Origin of the sequence: Puia sp. (assembly GCF_036500295.1) — a bacterium.
Lineage (GTDB): Bacteria > Bacteroidota > Bacteroidia > Chitinophagales > Chitinophagaceae > Puia.
Genome location: NZ_DASYCH010000094.1, coordinates 50,756 through 74,112, shown reverse-complemented (window position 1 = coordinate 74,112; position 23,357 = coordinate 50,756). Strand labels below are relative to the sequence as shown.

Genomic DNA, 23,357 nt, shown 5'->3' with positions numbered 1-23,357 from the left:
GTTGCAGTCTTCCGCAAATGAAAAACCCTAATCGTACCGTACCCACGGAAAGACTGCAATTCTTGCCAATATTCTATGTCTCACTATTAAATTGATCCATTCCTGGGGCCGGCATTGTTTTACCCAAAAATTAAAACGATGTTGAAGTCACCAATGCCTGTGTGTTTTTACAGTCTTGCCCTGATCGTAGCAACCCCTACCGCGGCAAACCCTGACCGGCACTCCCATACGGAGTCGTCTACGACGGTGCATTACAATAGCACCAAAAATTCCCATTCTCCAAAGATGGCTTTTGCCGCCCCTGACAAGAAGGGGCTGAAGTTCGTCAATCGTTATATCCGAAACAACGACGAATGCCTGACCGTCGTCAGGGAGCGGAGCGAGCTGCCTTTCAGGTCGATCGATTCCGTGCTGACGCGTTACCGGTTGCCGTTGGAATTGAAATATCTGGCGGTGATCGAGTCGGAGCTCAAGCCGACGGCCGTCTCCCGGGTGGGCGCCAAAGGCACCTGGCAGCTGATGCGGGGCACGGCCCATGAATTGGGGCTGAAGGTAAATCGCCAAACGGATGAACGCAAGGACCTTGTCAAGAGTACGCGGGCTGCCGCCAAATATCTGCGCGATCTGCATCATCAATTCGGGGACTGGCTGCTGGTGCTTGCCGCTTACAATGGCGGACCGGTGCCTGTGATCCGGGCCATGCATAAGGCACACAGCCGGAATTTTTGGGCGCTGCAGCAATATCTGCCCGCCGAATCGCGGATGCATGTGAAGAAATTTATCGCTACCGTCTGGTATTTCGAGCGCGATAACGTGAAGCCACAGGCGCAGGTGACTGCGCTGGTGATTGCCCGCCCGGCAGCGAATGAATCGGCCGACCAAAAGTTCAGCCGACTGATGAGGGAATCGGCCAGTGCGTTGAATTCGTCGAATTCGCTGTTGGAGCCTGCCCATCCGGCAAGTGAAAAATAGTCCGGCGGTTGCCGACGGCGATCAAAAAGTCGGGTCTGCCGGCGTATTGGCATTTCCATTTCGTTCCACAAAGGGAAAGGGCAGGAAGCTGCGTTTGCGTTCGGTGACCGGCCTGCTAAAGCGGCGCTGATCGGCCAGCCGCAGTCCACCCATAAACAGCTCGATACATCTGTGTTTGTAGATCTGGTTCAGCAGGTCGTTCTGCCCGGTATAGGTGACCGGGGTGGAAAGGCCAGCGCCTACTCCGAAGGGATCTTTCGCAGGTTGTTTCAACACGACGCTGTCCAGCCAATTCGCGCCGCTGACCAGGTTGCCCTGCCGGGTATAGCACTCGGCCATGATCAGCATCATTTCTCCCGGAAGATAGACGGGGATCGGGGCATTGGTGGCGTTGAAGAAGCCGCTGATGCGATAGCGTGGGTTGGCACCGATCGCAATATAGAAGGGCTCCCGTTTGTCGCCCGCATCGGGTTGCAACCCGGCGGGCAGACCCATCGCAGAGTCGACGGGCTGATAGATATTGTTCGTCGAGGTAGCCAGGGTGAAGATGGGGTTGGTCACGACGGTGTTGTAGCCAAAAACCGATTTTACCGTTAGATTCACCTGTTGGGCTGCGGCAAGTGCATCCGCATAATTACCGGCGAAGAGGGAATACCGGGCCTTCAACGCGTAGAGCGTGTTGGGGATATCGATGCTGTTGGGGGTATTCACCAGGAAAGAACTGCCGATAGGATTGGCGCCGATCGTTGTCAGTGCGTCGTTGATGACCGTGAGGGCGTTCAAGTAACCCTGGGGTGCAGTTTCGAAGCCGACATTCGACGCACCGAGGGTGTCCGCTATGCCGGTGGGCACCTGATCCCAGAAGGTCGCCAGATCCCCGATGGCCATCGCCTTGAAGACCGAGGCGTAGGCGATGAGTCCGCTGGCATAGTTTTTATCGGTGACGATCTTCGGGGTCTGGGCGAGGACAAGATTCGCGTCATAGATGATCTTGTTGGAGACGCCCCAGAGTCCGGTGACAACGCCGTTTGTATTTTGTACGGCGCCGCCGCCGGTGCCGAGTTGAGCCTCGTCGGTGTTACCGGCGTTAACCACATAGAGCTGGTTGGTCAGGATGCCATCCGCCGTGATGGTATTGTAAACAAGGCCACCCCGGCCGGCCGTATACCAGTTCTGGAGGCCGACGGCCACATCGGTGAGGGCGTTTGGCGAATTGAAAGCCTGGGAGGAGGAAGGGCCCGAGGTGTCCGTATAGTCTTTTTTACAGGAAGCAAGGGCGACCCCGAGCAGGATGGCGATATATGAAAGAGTTCGCTTGTTCATGATTGTTGTTATTTGAGGATTTTAGAATTTGGCACGAAGGGTAGCGCTAAAGGTCCTGGGAATGGGGATGGCGCCGAAATCGATGCCCCTGAGCAGGGTACTCTGGCCAGCGGAATTGATCTCCGGGTCATATCCGTTATAGCTATCCCAGGAAACCAGGTTCCTTCCGCCGAGGCTGAAGCTAAGGTCCTTCAGGCCCTTGATCCCAGTGCCGAAGTCATAACTGAGCGACACTTCCCTAAGCTTTACATAGGAGCCATTGTCTACCCGCCATTGCTGGATGGCATAGATCCCGGCGATATAGCCCCGGGGCAGTTGGCCCAGGTCTTCCTGCTGGGCTACGGTGCCGTTGTCTACCCCCTGGCGTGTCCTGAAGTCCGCGTTGAACACGTCGACCCCGTGGACAGCATCCACCTGTATATGGAGCCCGAGTTTTTTGTACGAGAGATCGGTGGTGATGGTGGAGGTGTATTTTGGGTTCGGATTGCCGATGATCTTTTGCAGGGCGGTGCCGGTGGGCAAGCCGGTAGCCTGGCTGCGTTGGGGGGTATAGCTCAGCGGGCTGTTCTGGATGCCGGATTCCGTCTGGGGGATGCCGGCGGGATTCTTCACTTGCTTACCATCTGCACCGGTGGCGAAGAAGGTGCCGTAGAAGATACCGATCGGCTGTCCGCCGATGATCGCGACGGGGGCGCCGCTGGTGGTGTTGAACAGCAGGAGGGACTGGCCGATGTCGAGCGCCTTGTTCTCGTTGTGGTTATAGATGGCGGTGATATCCCAGGTAAAGTCCTTTGTCTTTACAGGCTCGAAGTTGAGCACGATCTCATAGCCTTTGTTCTCCAGGGCGCCGATATTGTCCGTGAGGCTGGAATAGCCATTGGTCGGGGCGATGAGGCGGCTGATCAGGAGATCATTTACACGTTTACGATAATAGTTAAAGCTCAGGCCGATGCGGTTGCCGAGGAAGGACATGTCCGTACCGAATTCAAGTTCCTTTTGCCTTTCCGGTTTGATGTCGGGGTTTGTGTAGGTGGTCTGGCCTGTGAAAGACGAGGCGCCGATGAAGGCGGAGGCGATGTAGGTATTGAAGCGGCCATAGGCGGGAATGCCCGTCAGGTTACCCGATTCGCCATAGGCTGCCCGAAGTTTGAACAAATCCCACCATTTGGCGATACCCAGGCTTCCCCAGTAGTCGGTGCCGGAAAGAATATAACTGCCGCTGAGTTTTGAATACACCTGGTTTCGCTGGCTGGACCCGAAGACGGAGGAGCCGTCGTTGCGCAGGGCGCCGGTGATAAAGAGCTGATTCCTGTATTTGAAATTCTGCTGGATGAATTCCCCGGAGATGGACAGTTCGGTCCGTTGATCGACGCCGGGGATGGCGGTGCTGGCGCCGCTGACGGTCTGCACATAGGGCGGCAGTCCGCGTCCCTGCTGGAGGGAGTAGTGCATTTTTTGATACTGTTGGGAATAGCCCACCTGGGTAACGGAGCTAAGATTATCGGAGATCTTCCAGTTATAGGTAAGATTGAGATCGTGGTTGATGAGGAAGGACGTGTTTGTGCCGGTGCTCGCGTAGCCATTCTGCGTCGGGTCGAGGCTGGGGCCGCCTCCGAAGAAGGCCAGGCTGACATTGTAGGCGTAGGGCGGGATGAAGGTGGTGCCGTCCTGGTTGTAGTTGTCGATCCCCATGTGGTAATCCACCGTGAGGTTCTTTATCGGGGTGAGGGTGACTCCGGCGCCGGAGATGATCCGATTTGTCTGTTGTTGTTGTCGGAAGTCTTCGATAACGGAGGCGGGGTTTGCACGGCCGCGTTCGCCGACAGCCAGCAGGTTGCCCAAGGCATCCCGTTGCCGAATATTGTAATAGTTGCCGATGATGGTGACGGAATTGGTGGGCGAGAAGAAGCTGTTGCCGTCCGGCTTTTCGTTTGTCTTGTCGTAGATGTAATTCATGGTGACGTTGAAGCTGGCCCAATTGTTCAGCACCTGATCCAGATTTAGGCGGAAGCTATAGCGGGAGAAATTGGTATTGCGGACGATCCCGCCATTGTAGAGATAGGATGCAGAGGTATAGTATTTCGTCTTATCCCTGCCGCCGCTTACGGAAACGGTATTATCGGTGCCCATGGCGGTGCGGAAGATATAGTCCTGGTAATTGTAGCGGGTGACGGGGCTGGTGTTGGTGATCGTGGGCGTAAGGATGGTTTGCGTCTGGGTAGCTGGGGAGCCGCCGAATTTCACGGGGGCGGTGTTGACGGGGAGTTTTTTTCGAAGCTGGTTGAGGTTGGCCGAGGTGGTGAAGTTGACTATGGGGGCTCCGGTGCTGCCTTTTTTTGTGAAGATCTGGACGACGCCGGCGTTTGCGCGGGAGCCGTAGATGGCCGCGGCGGCGGCCCCGTTGAGAACTTCGATGCGTTCGATATCGTTGGGGTTGATGTCCACCAGCCTGTTTTGACCGATGCTGCCCACGAAATTACCGCCGGCATAGGTGGCATCGGTGTTGGTCACGCGCGTGGTGGAATTGTCGACGATGACCCCGTCGATGATATAGAGGGGGTCGGAGGAACCGGAGATGGTGCTGATCCCGCGCAGTTTGACGGAGATGCCGCCCGCGGGGTCGCCGGAATTTTGGGTTACCTGCGCACCGGCGGTCTTGCCTTGCAGGGCGGCGAGGACATTGCCGGTGGAGCCCTTTGTAAGATCGTCCGCCTTTACGCTGCTGATATAGCTTCCGAGTTGTCGCCGGGTGGTTCCGGCGGAGGTGCCGGTGACGACCACTTCATCGAGGCTAAGGGAGGAGGATTCGAGTTGGGCGTCGATGGTGTAGCTGGAGGCATTGCCGACAGTGACCAGCCGATCCAGAGTTTTGTATCCTACGCCGGAGAAGACGAGGACATAACTGCCCGGGTTGAGGGTGGGGCTGAGGGTATATACTCCGTTGTCGCCGGTGGAAGTGCCGGTGTTGGTGCCTTTGACCTGGACGGTAACGGAAGGAAGCGGTTTACCGGCGCCGTCGGTGACGGTTCCGGTGAACCTGACCTGGGCGCCGGCGCTGAGCGCGGCCAGGCAGGTCAGCCCGAAGACACATAGTGTTAGCTGAATTTTCTTCATAAGTCAATGAGTTGAGTTACGTGAATGATAACATGACCTTGATCCCTTTTTTCACATAGAGCCGCAGAGGTTCTGCGTTGGGGATGGGCTCGGAGATAAGGACGTCGGTGGCGTTGACGCGGAGCCCGGTGATAAGGATGTCGATGGGGAATGGACTTGTAAGCTAAAAATAGGCATAAAAACGCATATAATTTATTTATATACTGTTATATTTAGCCTATAGGAGGGCCTGCCCGGAGATTGGGTGGAGAGGGGACTTTCCTTGCTGTATTGTCTTTTGAACGGGTGGATATGCGCGCGCTAGTACGGCCGGATATGCGCAACCCATCCTCCGCCGGGGGCGAGCCGGATACTTAGCTTGTCGCCGCGCTTGAGGCGGATGGTTTCCTTTTTATAGTCGGTTGCGTCGCGACCCGCGTTGACCCCGTCCCGGAAGATCTCGGCCTCGTATGTTCCTTCGGGTAAAAAGGAGCAGTCGATGGTCATTTCGCGGGGTGTCCAGTCGGTCATTGCCCCTACGAACCAGTCCTTCCCTTTCCGCCGGGCGAGCGCGAGATATGCGCCGACCTTTCCATCGAGTGGCACCGTTTCATCAAAGGTGGTGGGGATCTGTGTGATGAAGTCGGTGCATTCCTGTTCCTTTTTATAGATGGTGGGATTGTCCGCGAGCATCTGCAGCGGGGCGTCGAAAACGATGTATTCCGCGAGCTGCTGGCAGCGGGTACCCTTTGCCATGGGGTCGTTGTTGACGGCGCGGAAGGTGGCTTTTGTCGCATTGCGCATGGCGCCGGGGGTATAGTCCATCGGACCGGCCAGCATGCGGATAAACGGGATGCTGACGACATAATGCGGCTGGTCTTCGTCGGCCCATTTGAAGTTTTCGAGGCCGCGTACCCCTTCGTAGCCTATGACGTTGGGCCAGGTGCGGGGGAGGCCGGTGGGTTTGGAGGTACCGTGGTAGTCTACCAGGAGTTTGTATTGCGCCGCTTTTTGCGCGATGGCATAGGTGGAGGCGATGGCGACCTGGTCGTCGCGGTCGATGAAGTCAATTTTGAATCCTTTGACGCCCATGCCTGCATATTTCGGGAAGACCGTATCCATTTGTTTATTGACGGCATACCAGGTGGCCCAGAGGATGACGCCGACGTCCTTTTGTTTGCCGTAGTCGATGATCTGCTGCAGGTCGATAACGGGTCTTATTTTGAGCAGATCGAGATCGTTGGACCAGCCTTCATCCATGATGATATATTGGAGGTGATTGGCGGCGGCGAAGTCGATATAGTATTTGTATGTTTCTGTGTTGATGCCGGCCTTGAAGTCGACGTGGGTGATGTTCCAGTTGTTCCACCAGTCCCAGGCCACCTGGCCGGGTTTGATCCAGGAGATGTCGGTGAGTTTTGACGGCATGGAAAGCTTCTGGACGATATCCTGGTCTAGCAGTTGTTTATCCTGTCGGCTGATAGCGATGACGCGCCAGGGGAAACTGCGGGTGCCGGTGGTCTTTGCGATATAATCGGCGCGGTTGCCGGGAATATAGTTGATGCTTGCGAGCGAGGCGTCGAGGGGATAAGGGGCGTAGACACCGCTGAGACCCCATCGGCCGGAGTCCGATCCCTGCATGCCCCCATGGGTTTCGTTGCCGTGGAGATACATTCCCGGGTAGTCATCGAGGTCGGCTTCGGTGATCACGACCTTTTTATTCTGACCGATATCGACGAGGAGGGGCAGGAAGGCCAGCGAGTCTTTTGGGAACCGGCTTAACGTTATCTCGTGATAGAGGGCTTCGAAGGAGGAGTTGAAATTCTTATCGCGGCGATATTCATGCTGGATCGGAACAAAGGCGTTGTCGTCAGCGGCGAAGTTGAAGTTGGCGTCTTCGTTCTTTACGATCAGCTCGCCTTTTCTTTTTGTGACGAAGCGATAGGCGGCCGCGTCGTTGTAGACGCGAAAGACGAGGCTATAGTCGCCCTTGCAGTTGAGCGTGAGTTCGGTGCATTGGTCGGTTATCGTGGATCGTTTGTAGTTGACGGGGTTAAATTGGGTATTGATGTGCTGGGTTTGGGCCGAGCTGATCTTTGCGTTGGCGCCGAGGGTTTCGCCGGTTTCGAGGTGGAGGGCGATGGTGGAGGGAAGGATGACGGGCTGGCCGTCCTGTTCGGCTGACCATTGGATCTGGCCGGTGGTGGTGATGTGGACGATGAGGGTGCCGTCGGGGGATTTGATGTCATAGACGACGGGGACGGGTTTGTTGGCGAGGAGGGTGCTGGTGAGGAAACAGGCGATCGTCAGGAGAGCTGTGCGCATGGTAGCGAATTATTTAAGGTGCAGCAAAGATAAATCTTTTCGCCACTAGTGTTACGTTGCTGTAATTACCGGGACCGGGGATGATCCCGGGAGGATAGCCCTGGAATCCCGCCAATACGGGCAAGCCGATGGAGCGGCTGAGGGCGTCGACCGAAAACGGTGATCTGGCATTCACGCGGAGTTGGAAGTCGACCCCTTCTTCGGGGATCCCTTTATAATCGAGCCAGTAGTACCCCATTTGGCGGTTATTGTCCGGCGGGGTGTTGGAATGGATATCCTTTTCGAAGACGATATCAACGGGTCGGTTATCGCTTCCGAAGGTAAGGCGGACGGAGTTTGCGCCCGGCGCCTCATAGTGCAGGGTCAGCAGGCGTTGCCCATTGATGCTGGTGTCTTTCCGGATGGTGAGGGTTGGGGCCAGAGTGTTCTCAAGAGGCGCTTCGTTTGTCAGTATCGAGGAGAGCCCGTAAAGGCCACCGGGGAATACGGTAGGGGTAGGCAGGTATTGGGGGTTGGGGAAGAGTTTTTTGTTCCAATGATCGGGTTTTGGCGCCAGGGAGACCCAGCGGGCTTTCCCTTCATCGGCGTTGATGGCGTATAGCAGATTCGTTTTAAACGGTTGTTCCAGGGTGTAGCGGTTGTCCAACAAACCGAGGGTCAGCAGGAGGAGAAAGACGGCGAAGGCGCTGCCCGGAAGAAGCCAGCGGGATTCGCGGAAAACGGCGGCCAGCAAGGGAAGGGCCATTCCCAGCAGAAGGCCGGTAAGGGCAGGGACGGCGGCGGAGGTGGGTTGCAGGTCGAAGGCCACGTAGAACATATAGTAGATAGGGGTCAGCAGGAGGAGGGCGGGGAGCAGCAGGATGAGGGTGAGGAAGGGGGATGGGTTGGTAGGACGGGAGCCGGATTCGGGAGCGCGGCGGAAGAAGGTGAAGGGTGCGGCGCCGAGGAGGACGAGGAGGGGAAGGCAAAGAAAATAGATGGCGGTGGGCATAATGGTGTAGACGCCGTCAAGCAGGGCCACCAGGAAGAACAGCGTTCCCGCGTAAAGGGAGGGCAGTGAAAAGCGACCGAGCAGCCAGCGATAGCCGATTGTAAATAGGGCGATGCCGAGACCCGTGAGGGCGAGGAAAAAACTGCCGGGGTGGTAGGCATTCGAGTAATAGTCTTCATACAAGGGCACGGCCTTACGGATCCCGGCGAGGGTCCAGTCGCTGATAAAATACAGGAGGACGAGCATCAATGGGAAGGCGAGGAAGCCGGAGGCCATGCCGGGAAGACGAATTTGTTTCCCGGTGAAACCGATGCCGAGGCTAACCAGCAACAGCACGTTGACGAGGACGAGAAAGACGAGATTCAGCGATGCGGGGTAATGGACGAACCAGCCGCCGATGATATTGAAAAAGGTGAGATCGGGGGCTTTCGTGTTGCGGATGTCCTGGTTACCGAAATACCGGGCCAGGGCCAGCATGTTGTCGCCTTCTTCCTGGAGGGTGTTGGGATCGAGGTTACGGGGGATATCGGTCATGCTATGATAATGGACGAAGCCATCGATAAAGGCGTTGTTGAGGCCGGCGATGCCGATTGCCTTGAAGGGTGTATAGTCGGTATTGTTGGGGAGGCGTTTGTAGACCTCGTAGTTGAGGGAGGAAGCGTTGTGATGGGCGCCGCTGCGAGCGTAGCCGTCGATGACCCAGCCGTTTTCGGGGTTTGTCTCGGAGAGGAGGTTGGCGCCGGCGGCGCCGCGGGCGTCGAAGTTGAGCATGATGCCGATATCCTTTACGAGGGGGTTTTCCCGGACAAAGGCTTCGGCGCCGAGCAGGCCATCTTCTTCGCTATCGGTGAAGAGGAAGAGGACATCGTTCCTGAGGGGGCGGCCAGCTTTGAGGGCGCGGGCCGTTTCGAGCATGGCGGCGCAACCGGAGCCGTCGTCACCAGAGCCGCCGGCGTTGGGCTGGGAGTCGTAGTGGGCGGTGATGAGTACGGTCCTGCCGCCGGGCGTGCCTTTCAGCCGGGCGATGACATTATAGATATTGGACGCCACTACCCCACCCCGTTGCCTGCTGATGCCGGTAGTATGCTGGATGGAAGTGTCGAGGCCGAGGGCGGCGCAGGTGCTGAGGATATAGTTGCGTGCGGCGAAATTCGCGGCGGTGCCGGTGCTATGGGGAACCGCGATGCGAGAACCATTGTGAGCTCTTGTTATTTCCTGCAGATGAAAATTCGCGTAGGCCTCGGAGAACTCGCTTTCGGTGGGGCTGAGAACCACGCGGGTGGGCGTGGTATCGAGATGGATGCAGAGCCATGCGATGATCAAAAACAAGAGGAGGCAAGTGACCGCAGATAAACGGGTTCTTTTCATAAAATAAGCGTTTTTATTTAAGGCTGCCGCCCGATGACGCCGGTTTCCAGATCGTTTTGGGGGTTGGAGGGTTGACTGACAAATTAGGATATTCCGGCGGGAAATACAAGGGGGCCGGGTCGATGGCCGATAGCTTGTTGTTTTTCTTTGCGTAGCTTTATATCATGAGAATTGCTACCTATAACGTGAATGGCATCGGCGCACGGCTGCCGGTGCTGCTGCGCTGGCTCGGCGAGACGAAGCCGGATATCGTTTGTCTGCAGGAGCTGAAAGCGCCACAGGAGAAATTTCCCGAGCCGGCCATCACGGAGGCCGGTTATCATGCCATCTGGCATGGGCAGAAAAGCTGGAATGGGGTGGCCATCCTTGCGCGCAGTGGGAAACCGCTGGAGGTGCGGCGGGGATTGCCGGGGGATGATGAAGATACTCATAGCCGGTATATCGAAGCCACGGTTGATGGGATCGTCGTCGGATGTTTATATCTGCCGAACGGGAATCCGGCGCCCGGACCCAAGTTTGATTATAAGCTACGCTGGTTCGAACGGCTGACGCTGCATGCGGCTTCGCTGTTTGATTCGGGGAAACCTGTAGTGCTGACCGGCGATTACAATGTGATGCCGACCGAGAAGGATGTCTATAAACCGGAGAGATGGGTCGACGATGCCCTGTTCCGGCCCGAAGTTCGTGCGGCTTTTCACAAGCTGGCGGCGCAGGGATGGACGGATGCGGTGCGGCATTTGCATCCGAACGAGACGATCTATACGTTTTGGGATTACTTCCGGAATGCGTATGCCCGGAATGCGGGGCTGCGGATAGATCATTTTTTGCTGTCGCCGTCCGTGGCGAAGCGGCTGAGGGCTGTGGGCGTGGATAAGGATGTCCGCGGATGGGAGAAATCGAGCGATCATGCGCCCGTTTGGGTGGAGCTTGCGGGTTAGGCCTTGTGGATATTGGGCTTAGCGGGGCAGAACTTGCGGGTTAGGCCTTGCGCTTTAGGGTGATGACGGTGACCTCGGGCCAGATGCCGAGGCGGCCGGAGAAGGCAAGGAAGCCGAAGCCGCGGTTGACGTAGAGATAACGGCCGTGTTGCTCGGCGAGGCCTGCCCAGTCGAGATAACGGTATTGGACCGGGCTCCAGCGCCATTTGTCGGATTCTACGCCGAACTGGGCACCATGGGTGTGGCCGGCGAGCGTAAGATGGATACGGGTGGGATGATAGCGGACCTTTTCTTCCCAGTGGGTGGGATCGTGAGACAGCAGTATCTTGAAGCTGTCGGGGTCAGTCCCTTCGAGGGCTTTGTCGAGATCGCCGATCTGAATAAAACCGCGTCCCCAGTTCTGCACGCCGATGAGGCTGATCTTCTGACCTTCTTTTTCGACGGCAATATTCTCATCCAGCAGGAGACGATAGCCCAGCGTCTGGTGATGCTTCTTCAGCTTTTCGAGGTTGGCGGCTTTTTCTTGTTTGGAGTCCCATTCAATGTAATCTCCGTAATCATGATTGCCGAAGATCGAGTATTGGCCGTAGGGTGCTTTTATGCTGCCGAAGCGGTCGAGCCAGGGTTCTATTTCCCAGGCGGCGTTGTTGACGAGATCGCCGGTGAAGACGAACAGATCGCTGTTTTGCGCCTTTGCCAGGTCGATGCCACGCTGGACGGCGGAGGTATTGTCGAAGCTGCCGGAATGGATATCCGAAAGCTGGGTGATGGTGAAGCCGTCGAAGGCGGGTGGAAGATCGTCGAAATAAAGTGTTTGACGGTGGACCCGGTAGTCATACTTCCCCTTGAGCATGGCATAAAGAAACCCGGTGAAGGGGATGGCGGCGAAGAGGGTTGCCGTTTCGCTGATGAAGTGGCGGCGGGAAGGGATGGCGGGACCGGTGTGATGTTTATTGACCTTGTTGACGATACCAGCGATGCCCCGGCCGAGATCACCCAATAGCAGGATGATGCAGAAGAAGAGTTTGGTGATGATATTGGTGATGAAGAGACTGAGCATCCATTCATGGAACGGTGTCATGCCTTTTGCGCCGCGGAAGCTGGGTATCCCGACGACGAAGGTGAGGGTGACGCCGAGTGAGAGGAAGAGAAAGCCCCATTTGACCCCTTGCCGCAAACGGCGGGATCGCCAGCCTTTTGTCAGCGTCTTTAGGCCGGCAAAGACGTAGGCGTCCATCAGGAAGGTGAGAGCGAGTAAGATGAGCAGGATGTTGATCGGGGCGCGGTGCATTGTTGATGCTTGATCGTCGAAGTTACGGCTTATTGCGCTTCAACATTAAAGCCGACGCCGATGCCGCCGGCCTTTTTCCAATGGGCCTGGCTTGTCGGGCGGCGCCAGGTGGCTGAGTGGAGGAACGATGCCGAGAAGAAGAGCGCGCCGGGTTGGGCGGAAGCCGATGCAGCGGGACCGGGTGCGCCCGGCGCTGCGGCAGGCGGTGCACCCCGGATCAATTCCAGCGAAACAAGAATGTCGCCTTTCAGCACGAGGTTTTGGCGGTTGAGGTCGACGGTATAGTCACCCGTGCGTTTGCCGATGGGTAAAAAAATATTTTGATGCAGGACATTTTGCGGCGTTCCTTTTTCGAGGCTGTAGATATTAAGCCGGAAGAGGGCCGTGTCGACGCGGCTGTCGGAGACGTTGCAGTGAAAGCTTTTTAGTTTTACGGGTTGGCGACCCAGTTTGATCCGGACACCGATCTCGGCGCCGAGGAAGCGAAGCGGGAAGCCGACGCTCATAAACCGGGAGGTGGTGGTATTGCCTAGTTTTCGAGGCTTTCGGGTCCTGCCGATGACGACTACATCGGTGAGCATGGTATTGGTGCGATGCAGTTGGATAATCCCCGGGAGCGCTTTTAGCGGAATGTTTTGCGGCTGATAGCCTACCATCGAGAGGGTCAGGCTGTCGTTTGCCAGGCCGGGATCTATGGGGAGGGTAAAGAGGCCCTGGTCTCCAGTGACCGTGCCGAGATTTTTTCCGGGGATGCCGACATTGACAAAGGCCAGAGGTGCTTTGTCTTCACCGTCGATGATCTTCGCGCTTATAACGGTGCCGTTCTTTGGGGCGGTCCTTACAACGGGGTACGTAGAGTCTGCCGGCAGTTGGAAAGAACGGCCTTTCAGGTAGTGGTCGAACCAGCCGATTGCGAAGGGCAGCCAGGGTTGTTTGCTTTTGGGGGTGAGTACGCGCAAACCGGAAAAGTCCTCGTGGGTCGTGTTGGGATAGCGCAGGTACTTCGTCGGGTGGGGGTTGAAGATGGAGTCGGCCGGGTGGTCGCTCTGTTTGTTATCGCTTTCGAGATAGGCATAGGGGATGTGGAAGTCTTCCCGATGAAAATAAGGGGCGGCTCTTAGCCGGTCGAAATCGCGATCTTCTTCCCTGGAGTCGCCATAGTAGTGCCATTCGGAGCCGTCGAGCGATAGGATGGCGGTCACAGGCATGTGCATGGCGAGGGTTACCGCGGCGGGGCCACCCCAGCTATAGCCGATGATGCCGGTGTGGGTGGTATCGGTGAGCCCGGTTTGCCGGAAATACCGAAGCGCGAATGCTGCATCCGCGACCTGTTCGAGGAGGTCGCCCGGGTCTGTGGTCATATTTCCCGGGTAGCGGCCGACGGAGGTAATGCAGGCGACGATATAGCCGTGTGCGGCGAGGGATTCGAAAAGCGGGATGTCCTCGTAGCTCATGCCGTTATAGGAGCAGAGATAGAGGATGAGCGGAAAAGGTTTGCGGATGGGTTCCGCGCCGTCATAGCTTTGGGTTGGTAGTTGAGTGAGGATGGCGGTATCGGGGATTTTCAAACCTGCGCATAGATATTGGGCCGTTTCGGCTGCCAGGCCGTTATAGGCGGTATCTTTCTGGAAGCGATTTGCCCGTTGTTCCAGCAGTTGGAGAAAGGCTCCGTAGCGGATAGGGGTTGTCGTGACAGCGGCCGCCGGGTACCAACAATCGAGCTCGAGGGGTCGATAATAGAGTCGGTCGCCGGGATGGGCGCCGGGACAGTAGCGGCGGGTGGAATCGGTGAGTGCAATACTGCGATAGCCGACCTGCTGGGCAGAGGAAACCCCGGTTGTCAACAGCAATAAGCCGAAAAAGGCGCCTTTCATTGTCTCCTGAATGCGGCAATGCGGCGAAAGGTTGCCCCGGCCGAACGCCAATTTTGACGAAATTTTGCGTTCCTGTTTTTTTTATGTATATTAGTTTATTATTATTTGTATCGGTCAAGCTCCCCCGGTTGCCTGGCATCTTTGCTGGTGGCTTATGAAAAGTAAAACAATATATTGGATCCCCATTGTCGGCATCTTTGTCAGTCTCGTGAGATATGATCGCGATAATGGCATGGGTGCAGGCTGGGGTTATTATCAAGCAGCTATGCTTGTTATATTTATTTGGATCATGGCGTATCTGCAAACCGCCTAATAATTTTACGATCGGTGGATAATATCTATCTGCTTTCCCTTAATTTCACTCAGCAAGAAAAAATGTTGCATCATGGGACTATTTGATAAGATCAGAAATGAGTTCATCGATATCATCGAGTGGGTGGATACGACCAGCGACACCATTGTTTGGAAATTTCCGCGGTATCAGAATGAGATCAAGATGAACAGCAAGCTTACCGTGCGGGAGTCGCAGTGGGCCGTGTTTTTGAATGAGGGGGCGATTGCGGATGTCTTCCAGCCGGGGATGTATACGTTGTCGACGCAAAATATGCCGATACTGACCACGCTGAAAGGCTGGAAATATGGATTTAACAGTCCTTTTAAGGCGGATGTATTCTTTGTCAGCAGCCGGCAGTTCATCAACCAGAAATGGGGGACGAAGAACCCGATCATGTTGCGGGATGCGGAGTTTGGGCCGATCCGGCTGCGCGCTTTTGGGAGCTTCGCCTTCCGGGTGAAGGACCCGGCGGTGTTCCTGAAAGAGGTGGCGGCCACCAACCCCGAATTCTCGGTGGATAGTATCAATGAGCAGTTGCGGAACCTGGCGGTTTCGCGGGGGATGGATGCGATTGCCGAGGTGAAGATACCGGTGCTTGATCTTGCCGCCAACTACGATGAGGTGAGTGCAAAGATCACCGACAAGATCAAGGGCGAATTCACCGAGTTGGGGCTCGAACTAACGAAATTCCTGATCGAGAATATTTCGCTTCCGCCCGAAGTGGAAGCGGCGCTGGACAAGCGCAGCAGCATGGGGATCGTTGGCAACCTGGGCGCCTATGCGCAGTTCCAGGCGGCCAATGCGATGGAGGAAGCGGCCAAGAACCCCAATGGGGGCGGGCTTGCCGGTGCGGGTATCGGGGCGGGTCTTGGACTGGCTGTGGGCGGACAGATGGGGAATGTGTTTGCCAATAATTCCGTACAGGGGAACGACGGTCCTCCGCCCCTGCCGGGTGCAACGCCGTTCTTTGCGGCGATAGACGGGAAGCAGGCAGGTCCGTATACGATCGAGCAGTTGTCGCAGCTGGCTGGAGCGGGTACGATCAATCCTCAAAGCCAGGTATGGAAGAAAGGAATGGCGGCCTGGGCGGCTGCGAATACTGTTCCCGAGCTGGCTTCTATCTTTAGTAATATGCCTCCGCCATTGCCTAATGCATAAATAACAACTTATTAATGGAACAAACCGTTGCTACGGTAAATACGTTGCAGTGCAGCAGCTGCGGCGCCACTCTTCAGTTTGCCCCCGGCACGCATCATCTGACCTGTCAGTATTGCGGGGCCTCGAACGAGATAAAAGACACGGCAGCCGGCCCGATCGTCCCGATCGATTACCAGGAGTTTGTGGCCGCGATCAACGGCGGCTCGGCGGTGCAGACGGCGCGGGTCGTTGCCTGTAAGAACTGTGGCGCCTCCACTACCCTACCTCCGGAGGTCAACAGCGACAATTGTGTTTTTTGCGCCAGTCCGCTGGTGCTCAGCGAGGCCCAGAATAAGGCCATCGTCCGGCCGCATTATATCCTGCCGTTTCTCGTTCCGCAGAACAAGGCGCTGGAGGATTTCCGCGCCTGGCTCAAGCGGCTTTGGTGGGCGCCATCCGATCTGACCAAGCTGGTGAGCGGCGAGGCAAATCAATTCAAGGGCATCTATATCCCGCACTGGAGCTATGATGCTTCCACGATCTCCGATTATGTGGGCGCGCGTGGAGACTACTACTATATTACCGAGACCTATACGGAACAGGATGACGACGGCAATTCGGTGGAGCGGACGCGGGAGGTGCGCCAGACGGCGTGGACGCAGGTGAGCGGAACGGTGGGTTATGAATTTAACGACGTGCTCATCTCGGCGAGTCATTCGCTGCCGCAGGATGTGGCCAACCGCCTGGAGCCGTGGAAGCTCGGGGAACTGGTTCATTACAACGAGCAATATGTGAGCGGATTCCGGAGCGAACTCTTCCAGGTAGATCCCGAGAAGGGACTCGAAGAAGCCAAGCGGCGGATGGGGCCGGTTATCCGCAAGAGGGTGTGCGCCGATATCGGCGGCGACGAGCAGACGATCGACGGGGTCAATACCACCTACAATAATCTCGGGTTGAAATACCTGATGCTGCCCGCCTGGATCAGCACTTATAAATACAATAACAAGGTCTACCATTTTACGGTTAACGCCTGTACGGGCGAGGTCGTCGGCGAACGGCCCTACAGTGCGGCGAAGATCGCGCTGGCGGTGATCGCGGGGATCGTGTTGCTGATCTTCGTTATTATGATGTACAAGAACTAGTTCCCAAAAGAGCTATGCCTTGCGTCTTCTCCCCCTTATAATGTGGAGGAAGCTGCGGCTGCGGATCTCATCGATGGTGAGGCCCGTGGCCAGGGCTTCTTTTTCTTCGATGGCGCCGCAATTCATCGCTTTGAGGAAGAAATTGAGCAGTCCCTGTCCGGTGGCTGCGTCGTCGAAGATATCGCCGGTGAGGGTCGAGACGGCGCTGCGTTCGACAAAGGCCCGGAGACGATGGATCGCATCTTCGAGGCTGCTCAGGAAGAACGTGTAGGTGGCCGCGTAGCGCATGGGGAGTTGGGCGGGGTTGAGGTCCCAGCCCTGGTAGAAGCCGTTGATCAGCGAATGCATGGTGTGGCCGAAGCCGGTGCGCCAGGCTTTGTGTACGGAGGCGCGGTTTTCCTGTTGTTGTTCGAAGCTGAGATTGTCGCCACGATGTGGCCCGATGGGCATGACATTGGTGGCGCCGTCTGAGAACCAGATGCCGGTGCCGGCCAGGGCCACTTTTGTCATATGGTGGGCGAAGTCGCATACGGGATGTGCCATCGTCTGATAGCGGGCCGTGATCCCGCAGGAGGCGGTATAGTCATAGGTGCCAAAGTGCGCCGCGATGCAGCGGCCTTCGGAAGCCTTGATGATGCGGTAGAGTGGGTTGCGTCCCTCTTCGTCCATGATGATCTGGGTCGCTTCGACCATCGTCTCCATTTTCAGGGTGTTGTCGGGCAGGCTATGGGTTTTTTCCAGCAGGCGAAAGAAGCGGACCAGCGAACTCACCTGTTGCGGGATCGTCACCTTTGGCAGCATGACGATGAAGTTGGGTGGGAGCCTGCCGCCGGTGTGCCGGACCAATTCGGTGAGGAAGAGATCGAGCGTGCGGACGCCGCGGACCTTGAGGTCTTCGGTGAAGGGTTTTATGCGGATGCCGATGAACGGCGAGAGGGTGTTGTCATGGAGTCCCGTGGCGAGTTGTTTTGCCGCGGCGATGGCCGTGGCGTCTTCTTCGTCGTCGGGGCGGTTGCCGAAGCCGTCTTCGAAGTCGATGCGGAAATCCTCTACGGGTTCCGTTTCGAGTTTTTTGATGACCTTATGATAGACCGCCCAGGGCAGCCAGGCTTTTTCTTTGCGGCGCTGGTCTTCGGGCAGGCTTTCGAGTTTCCTGTCGAGGGCGAGCGTCTCTGCCTCGGTATGGGGAAGGAGTTCTGATCCGTCGAGGGAGAGCGCCCGGGCGAATACCGCGAAGTTGGGCGCGTAGGTGTGGAGGCTTTTCAGCGCTGTCTCGCCCATGCGGGGGCAGGTGTCGCTTTTGAACAGGTTGGCGCCGCCATAGACTGTGTGGACCGGCTGGCGGTCGGGCCTGTCGCCGGGATACGACTGCTGGAAGGCGAGGTTGGCGGTGCCGAGGGTGGCGAGGATGCTTTCTTTTTCTTTTTCGTCGATAGACAGCTTCATGGTATTTCGTTTTATGATCCCCGGTAGGTGGAATAGCCGAAGGGGCTTAGCAAGAGGGGGATATGATAGTGGCCGGCGGCGCCGACCTCGAACCGGATCTCGATGAAGGGATAGAGGGTCGGGGTGGATGTGGCGGTGAACCAGGGTTTTGTCTCGAAGCGAAGGCAGTAGATACCGGGGGTAAGATCGAGGGGGGCAGACGCAACGGCGGGTGCTGCGGATGCAGCGGGTGTGGCGGCGGGCCAGTCGCCGATGCGGCCGTCGGGATTTGTGCGGGCGCGGGCGAGTTCGTGGTCGTCGCGGGAGAGGATCACGAGGATGCCCGGGGCGGGGCGGCCGAGGGCGATGTCGAGGATATGGGTGCTGAGGGTGCTCATGCGAGTAGTTTTTGGAGGCGGAGGAGGGTGATCTTTTCCTGTTCGGTCATGGCTATGCGCAGTTCCTCATCGGTCGGGTTGTCCAGCCGGGTGTTGAGGATGCCCAACATTTCGTAGGCGGACTTGCCGGTGGCGCAGACGATAAAAATATAACCGAAGCGTTCTTCGTATCGCTGGTTGTCCGTGGCGAGACGTTGGAGGATATCGGTTGGGGCAGAGGAGGCGCCTGACTGTTCGGCGGCGGCCGTCGCATCCGTTGTCCGGGCGCCGATCTTCGGGTGATGGTGGAAGGCTTCGAGCCAGTCGGCAGGACTGCATTGACGCCAGTTGCGGGCCGCGGCGGCCAGGAGCGACGGCTGGTCTGAGTAGGGAAAACCCGCGAGCATCCGGTCCACCCAGACCTGGCTGCCGCAGCAGTGGCGCAGGGCTGTGGTCTTTGCCGTGGCATCGAGTATATTGAGATTTTCCAGCGTCATCAATACGGGAAGCGGTTGACGTTCTTGTAATAGATATATACGGCAGGTTCTTTGCCCATGGCGGTAAACCACTGCTGGCAGTAGGGAGCCATCCAGATACAATCCCCTTTCTTTACGGGATACCAATCCTGGTCGAGGCGATAGACTCCCTGACCCCGGAGGTAGAGGAGCCCGTGTTCCATGATATGTGTTTCGACCAGCGGCAGGTGGCCGCCGGGGTCGTAGGTGAAGACATTGACCGCCATGTCGAAGCCCAGGTCGTCCGGCAGGAGCACTTGCAGGCGGAGGGCAGGGTCGCCGAGATATTCATTGGCGGGGATGGTCGCTGCGTCGCCGAAGAGCGTATTTGGGACCGGGGCGTCTTCGAGCGGTTCGTAAACCTTGTGGAAGCTGAGCAGTTGCGTCCCGTCGGCGGCGGTGGAGAGATGGTATTCCTGCCATTCGGGGATATAGACATAGTGTCCTGTTGTCAGGTTTTTTTCGATACCGTGGAGAGTTGCCTTTATGGAGCCGCTGACGACATAGAAAAAGGTCTGGTCTTGCCGGGTCTGACCGGTGAGGGTCGCGCCGGGCTGGCAGGTGATGAGCGTTTGGGAGAAGCGGGCGCCCATTTCCTTGCTGATGATGACGTTGACCGTGCAATGCTTCCAGCCCGGGACGTTGCTGTTTATGTAGCCGTCCGGACTGATGAGGGCATGGTTTTTCTTAACGACGGATCGGGTTTGTGCGGAGATCTCCATGGTTGACTATTTCTTCCAAGTTACAAATAAATTTTTCGGCGACGGCGAGGGCTGCCGCGAGGTCTTCGGCTTCGACGTGTTCGGCGGGGTTATGACTGATGCCTTTATAGCAGCGGACGAAGAGCATGGACACCGGGGCCAGGGCCGAGATGGGGACGGCGTCGTGGCCTGCGCCGCTGACCAGGGGCAGGGATTCGATCCCCGCAGCGCGGATCGCCGTGGCGAGAAGGGTGGTCAGCGATGGATCACAGGTGACGGGCGCAGCCGATTGGATGGGGTTCCAGTGCAGCGTCAGGCTACGGTGTTCCGCGATGGTCGTGGCGGCGGCGCGAAGGTGTTTGTGGGCGGATTCCAGGGACGCCTCGTCGGCGCTGCGGATGTCGAGGCTGAGTGTCGTCTCGCCGGGGATCACGTTGGACGCGGCATTGGGGATGGAGAGCTTTCCGACGGTGGCCAGGACGGGAGGACCGGCGTCGGCCGCGGAGTTCCGGGCGAAGTTTTCGACCGTGAGGATGAATTCGGCGGCAGCGCAGAGGGCGTCGTGGCGCATGGATGGGGGTACGGTGCCGGCATGACCGGCTTCCCCGGTGAAGCGAAGTTCCGCGCGGACCTGCCCTGCGATGGCCGTGACGGGGGCGACGGGAATCTTCTTTTCCCAGAGGATGGGTCCCTGTTCGATATGCAGTTCAAAATAGCCGAGCCACTGCTCGGGGGGCAGGGCCTCCGCGGCGAGGCGTGTGGGGTCGCCGCCGATGGCAGTGATAGCCGCGGCGAGGGTCATGCCCTGGTCGTCCCGGCGTTGGAGCGTCGCCGGGTCGAGACTGCCCGCGAGCGTTTTGCTGCCGAGATAGGTTGTATGAAAGCGGGCGCCTTCTTCGTCGCAGAAGGCGATGAGTTCGAGATGGAAGGGGAAGGTCCGGTTTTCGCGGATGAAATGTTCGAGGATGTCGAGTCCTGCGAGGACGCCGAGGGGGCCGTCCCATCGGCCGGCGTTGACCACCGTGTCGAGATGTGAGGCGATGACGAAGGTCTTTGCATTGGGGGTGGCTGAGGGCCAGCGGCCGCGGATATTGCCGATGGCGTCGACGCGGGTGTGCAGACCGGCGTTCTGCATCCATTGCCGGAGGCGGCGGCCCGCTTCGAGGGCGGCAGGGGTGCCATAGCGGCGGGTGATCCCTTTTTCATCCTCGCTGATGGCGGCGAGCTGGTTAATGCGGCTGATGATATGGTTGGCGCGATGGATCATGGCTGGATGGTGGCGGGTGTTTGACGGATGATCTTTCCCTGGACCGGTGAGAAAACACCTTTGTCAAAGACCTGCTCGCCGTGAAGCCAGGTGTGTTCGATCGTTCCGAAGAGGGTTTCGCCGGAGTAGGGTGTTGCTTTATGTTTATGTTGCAAGGTGGATGGGTCGACGGTGAAGGACGTGTCGGGGTTCCAGATGGTGAGGTCGGCGCGGTAGCCGGGCGCGAGTTTGCCGCGGCAGGCCGACTGATGGGTGAGCCGGGCGGGCGCAGCGCTTAGCCAGCAGGCGATGTCCTTTGGGCTGAAGCCGCGTTCGCGGGCTGCGGTCCAGACCACGGGGAGGGATAGTTGCAGGGACGCGATGCCGCCCCAGGCAGCGGGGAGATTACCGGTAGTTAAGTGCTTCAGCTCCGGGGGCGCCGGGCTGTGGTCGGTGGCGATAAAATCGATGACGCCTTCACGGAGGGCTTCCCAGAGCTGGTGGTTGTTGGCGCGATCGCGAATGGGCGGTGCGCATTTGAAGAGGGGATTGCCATCGGGGATGGTCTCCGCAGCGAAATAGAGATAATGCGGCGCGGTCTCCACGGTCAGGGGGAGGCCTTTTTCTTTTGCTTCGCGGATGGGGGCGATGGAAGCCGCCGAGGAGAGATGGACGATATGGACGGGGCAGCGGGTCTCGGCGCAGAGGCGGATCATGAGGGCGATGGCTGCGTCTTCCCATTGATGAGGGCGGGAGGCGAGGTATTGGCGGTAGGACCGCGGGTCGCAGGGGCCGCCCGGATTCGCGGGGGAGTTTGCGGCGGAGGGAGCCGCGGGGGAGTCGAGTTCGCAGTGGACGAGCAGGGGGAGGCCATGCGCGGCGAGGATGGGCATTACTTTTCGTAGCTGTATCTCCGCTACCTTCTGGAATTCATCGATGCCGGAATCGGTGAGAAAAGCTTTGAAGCCGAGGACGCCGCGGGCGATGAGGGGTTCGATCTCCTTTTCGTTGCCGGGCACTACCCCACCCCAATAGCCGCAATCGCAATGCAGCCGACCGGTGGCGGCCGTCATTTTTTGATCGAAGGCTGTGGCCGTCGTGGTGACGGGCGAGGAATTGAGGGGCATGTCCACCAGCAGGGTGAAGCCTCCGGCGACCGCGGAACGGGTGGCGGTGTCGAAGCCTTCCCAATCGGTGCGGCCCGGTTCGTTGATATGCACGTGCGGATCGATGAGCCCGGGCATGACGAGGTTGCCGCCGACATCGACGAGATCGAGGCCCGCGGCCATGGCGAGACCGGGAACGACGCCGGTGATCTGGCCGTCGTCGATGAAAAGCGTGGCTTCCCTGATACCCTCGGGCAGGAGCATGGACTTGCTATGTATGGCGACGCTTCTTGCCGGCATTATCCCTAATTTACCGAAAATATTTTTTATATTGAAGTATGGGAATCCGCCTGGACCAAAATGCATACGGAAAGAATGCGATCCGGCTGTCGAAGATCATCCGGCATCCCGGCCGGCATGAGATCCGCCAGATCGGCGTGGATATATCGTTGCAGGGGGATTTCGATGCGGTACATGTGGAGGGCGACAACAGCAAGGTGTTGCCGACGGATACGATGAAGAATACGGTGTATGCACTTGCAAAATACCGGTTGACGGATTCGATAGAGGAGTTTGGGCTGGTGCTGGCGGATCATTTTCTTGTCCATAACCCGCAGTTGTCGGCCGTGACGATCGATCTGGCGGAAGAATGCTGGGTCCGGATGCATTTCGATGGGACGGCGCATCCGCATGCTTTTGTCAACGGCGGATCGGAGAAACATCTGGCCAGGGTCAGCCGGGATCGGAAGGGGCTTGTCCTTTCGGCGGGGATCGGGGACCTGCTGATCCTGAAGACGACCGATTCGGGTTTTGAAGGATATATCAAAGACGCCTATACGACCTTGAAGGAGACGCCGGACCGGATCCTTTCCACCTTGTGCGAGGTGTATTGGGTCTATGCCGGTGTTCCGGAGGGACCGGCAGCCCTATATCCGGCCATCCGCGAGCAGCTGCTACGGAGCTTTGCCTATCACCAAAGTCTCTCAGTGCAGCACACGCTTTATGCGATGGGAGAAGCCGTGCTGAAGGAATTTTCCATGGTGAAAGAGATCACGCTGAAAATGCCGAACAGGCATCATATCCTTTGCAATTTCCAGCCTTTCGGGCTGGAGAACAACAATGAGGTCTTTATTGCGACCGAAGAGCCGTTCGGGTATATCACGGGAACGGTAGTAAGGGATTAGGGCGCATGGCGGTGG

The 23,357-nt window shown here is 57.6% G+C and carries 17 protein-coding genes; 5 read left to right on the top strand and 12 right to left on the bottom strand.

Annotation, left to right across the window (positions count from 1 at the left end; genetic code table 11):
• Positions 1-138: 138 nt before the first annotated feature.
• On the top strand, positions 139-972 hold the full coding sequence (locus VGM48_RS18780) for a lytic transglycosylase domain-containing protein (protein ID WP_331581963.1): 834 nt from the start codon (positions 139-141) through the stop codon (positions 970-972).
• Positions 973-993: 21 nt separating this feature from the next.
• Here the strand turns inward: VGM48_RS18780 and VGM48_RS18775 are convergent, their stop codons facing one another.
• From VGM48_RS18775 to VGM48_RS18760, 4 genes are all read right to left on the bottom strand, one after another.
• The gene (locus tag VGM48_RS18775; protein ID WP_331581962.1) at positions 994-2,295 is read right to left on the bottom strand and encodes a RagB/SusD family nutrient uptake outer membrane protein; all 1,302 of its coding nucleotides are present in this window, start codon (positions 2,293-2,295) and stop codon (positions 994-996) included.
• A 21-nt stretch (positions 2,296-2,316) separates the two neighbouring features.
• Positions 2,317-5,409: a SusC/RagA family TonB-linked outer membrane protein gene (locus tag VGM48_RS18770; protein WP_331581961.1), complete on the bottom strand. Its 3,093-nt coding sequence runs from the start codon at positions 5,407-5,409 to the stop codon at positions 2,317-2,319.
• A gap of 300 nt (positions 5,410-5,709) precedes the next feature.
• The gene (locus tag VGM48_RS18765; protein WP_331581960.1) at positions 5,710-7,713 is read right to left on the bottom strand and encodes a glycoside hydrolase family 97 protein; all 2,004 of its coding nucleotides are present in this window, start codon (positions 7,711-7,713) and stop codon (positions 5,710-5,712) included.
• Between the two features lie 13 nt (positions 7,714-7,726).
• Positions 7,727-10,072 (bottom strand): M20/M25/M40 family metallo-hydrolase, encoded by a 2,346-nt coding sequence (locus VGM48_RS18760; protein ID WP_331581958.1) that lies wholly within the window; start codon positions 10,070-10,072, stop codon positions 7,727-7,729.
• Positions 10,073-10,236: 164 nt separating this feature from the next.
• Between VGM48_RS18760 and xth the strand changes: the two genes are divergently transcribed.
• Positions 10,237-11,010 carry an exodeoxyribonuclease III gene (gene xth, locus VGM48_RS18755; protein ID WP_331581957.1) on the top strand — a complete coding sequence of 258 codons (774 nt, stop codon included), beginning with the start codon at positions 10,237-10,239 and terminating at the stop codon, positions 11,008-11,010.
• A 40-nt stretch (positions 11,011-11,050) separates the two neighbouring features.
• On the opposite strand, the gene VGM48_RS18750 is transcribed toward xth, so the two are convergent.
• Both VGM48_RS18750 and VGM48_RS18745 read right to left on the bottom strand, forming a co-directional pair.
• Positions 11,051-12,301: a metallophosphoesterase gene (locus VGM48_RS18750; protein ID WP_331581956.1), complete on the bottom strand. Its 1,251-nt coding sequence runs from the start codon at positions 12,299-12,301 to the stop codon at positions 11,051-11,053.
• 29 nt (positions 12,302-12,330) lie between these two features.
• The gene (locus VGM48_RS18745) at positions 12,331-14,175 is read right to left on the bottom strand and encodes a carboxypeptidase-like regulatory domain-containing protein (protein WP_331581955.1); all 1,845 of its coding nucleotides are present in this window, start codon (positions 14,173-14,175) and stop codon (positions 12,331-12,333) included.
• Between the two features lie 385 nt (positions 14,176-14,560).
• On the opposite strand from VGM48_RS18745, the gene VGM48_RS18740 reads away from it, so the two are divergent.
• Both VGM48_RS18740 and VGM48_RS18735 read left to right on the top strand, forming a co-directional pair.
• Positions 14,561-15,667: an SPFH domain-containing protein gene (locus VGM48_RS18740; protein ID WP_331581953.1), complete on the top strand. Its 1,107-nt coding sequence runs from the start codon at positions 14,561-14,563 to the stop codon at positions 15,665-15,667.
• Positions 15,668-15,681: 14 nt separating this feature from the next.
• The gene (locus VGM48_RS18735; protein WP_331581952.1) at positions 15,682-16,788 is read left to right on the top strand and encodes a hypothetical protein; all 1,107 of its coding nucleotides are present in this window, start codon (positions 15,682-15,684) and stop codon (positions 16,786-16,788) included.
• 12 nt (positions 16,789-16,800) lie between these two features.
• On the opposite strand, the gene VGM48_RS18730 is transcribed toward VGM48_RS18735, so the two are convergent.
• Genes VGM48_RS18730 through allB form a run of 6 tightly spaced genes read right to left on the bottom strand, consistent with a single transcriptional unit; the run spans position 16,801 to position 22,458 of the window.
• A complete protein-coding gene (locus VGM48_RS18730) occupies positions 16,801-18,234 on the bottom strand; it encodes a DUF6986 family protein (protein ID WP_331581950.1) in 1,434 nt (477 codons plus the stop codon).
• A gap of 11 nt (positions 18,235-18,245) precedes the next feature.
• Complete coding sequence (uraH, locus tag VGM48_RS18725) at positions 18,246-18,611, bottom strand: hydroxyisourate hydrolase (protein WP_331581948.1); 366 nt, start codon at positions 18,609-18,611, stop codon at positions 18,246-18,248.
• Entirely contained in the window at positions 18,608-19,087 is a 480-nt protein-coding gene (gene uraD, locus VGM48_RS18720; RefSeq protein ID WP_331581986.1) for a 2-oxo-4-hydroxy-4-carboxy-5-ureidoimidazoline decarboxylase, read from the bottom strand. Before uraD ends, uraH begins: the two co-directional genes overlap by 4 nt.
• Entirely contained in the window at positions 19,087-19,827 is a 741-nt protein-coding gene (gene allE / locus VGM48_RS18715; RefSeq protein WP_331581947.1) for a (S)-ureidoglycine aminohydrolase, read from the bottom strand. Before allE ends, uraD begins: the two co-directional genes overlap by 1 nt.
• Positions 19,793-21,073 (bottom strand): allantoate amidohydrolase, encoded by a 1,281-nt coding sequence (locus VGM48_RS18710; RefSeq protein WP_331581946.1) that lies wholly within the window; start codon positions 21,071-21,073, stop codon positions 19,793-19,795. The genes allE and VGM48_RS18710 overlap by 35 nt, the downstream gene beginning before the upstream one ends.
• Positions 21,070-22,458, bottom strand: coding sequence for an allantoinase AllB (allB, locus tag VGM48_RS18705; protein ID WP_331581945.1), 1,389 nt, complete (start codon positions 22,456-22,458; stop codon positions 21,070-21,072). Before allB ends, VGM48_RS18710 begins: the two co-directional genes overlap by 4 nt.
• A gap of 38 nt (positions 22,459-22,496) precedes the next feature.
• On the opposite strand from allB, the gene pucL reads away from it, so the two are divergent.
• Complete coding sequence (pucL, locus tag VGM48_RS18700) at positions 22,497-23,342, top strand: factor-independent urate hydroxylase (protein WP_331581944.1); 846 nt, start codon at positions 22,497-22,499, stop codon at positions 23,340-23,342.
• Positions 23,343-23,357: the final 15 nt, after the last annotated feature.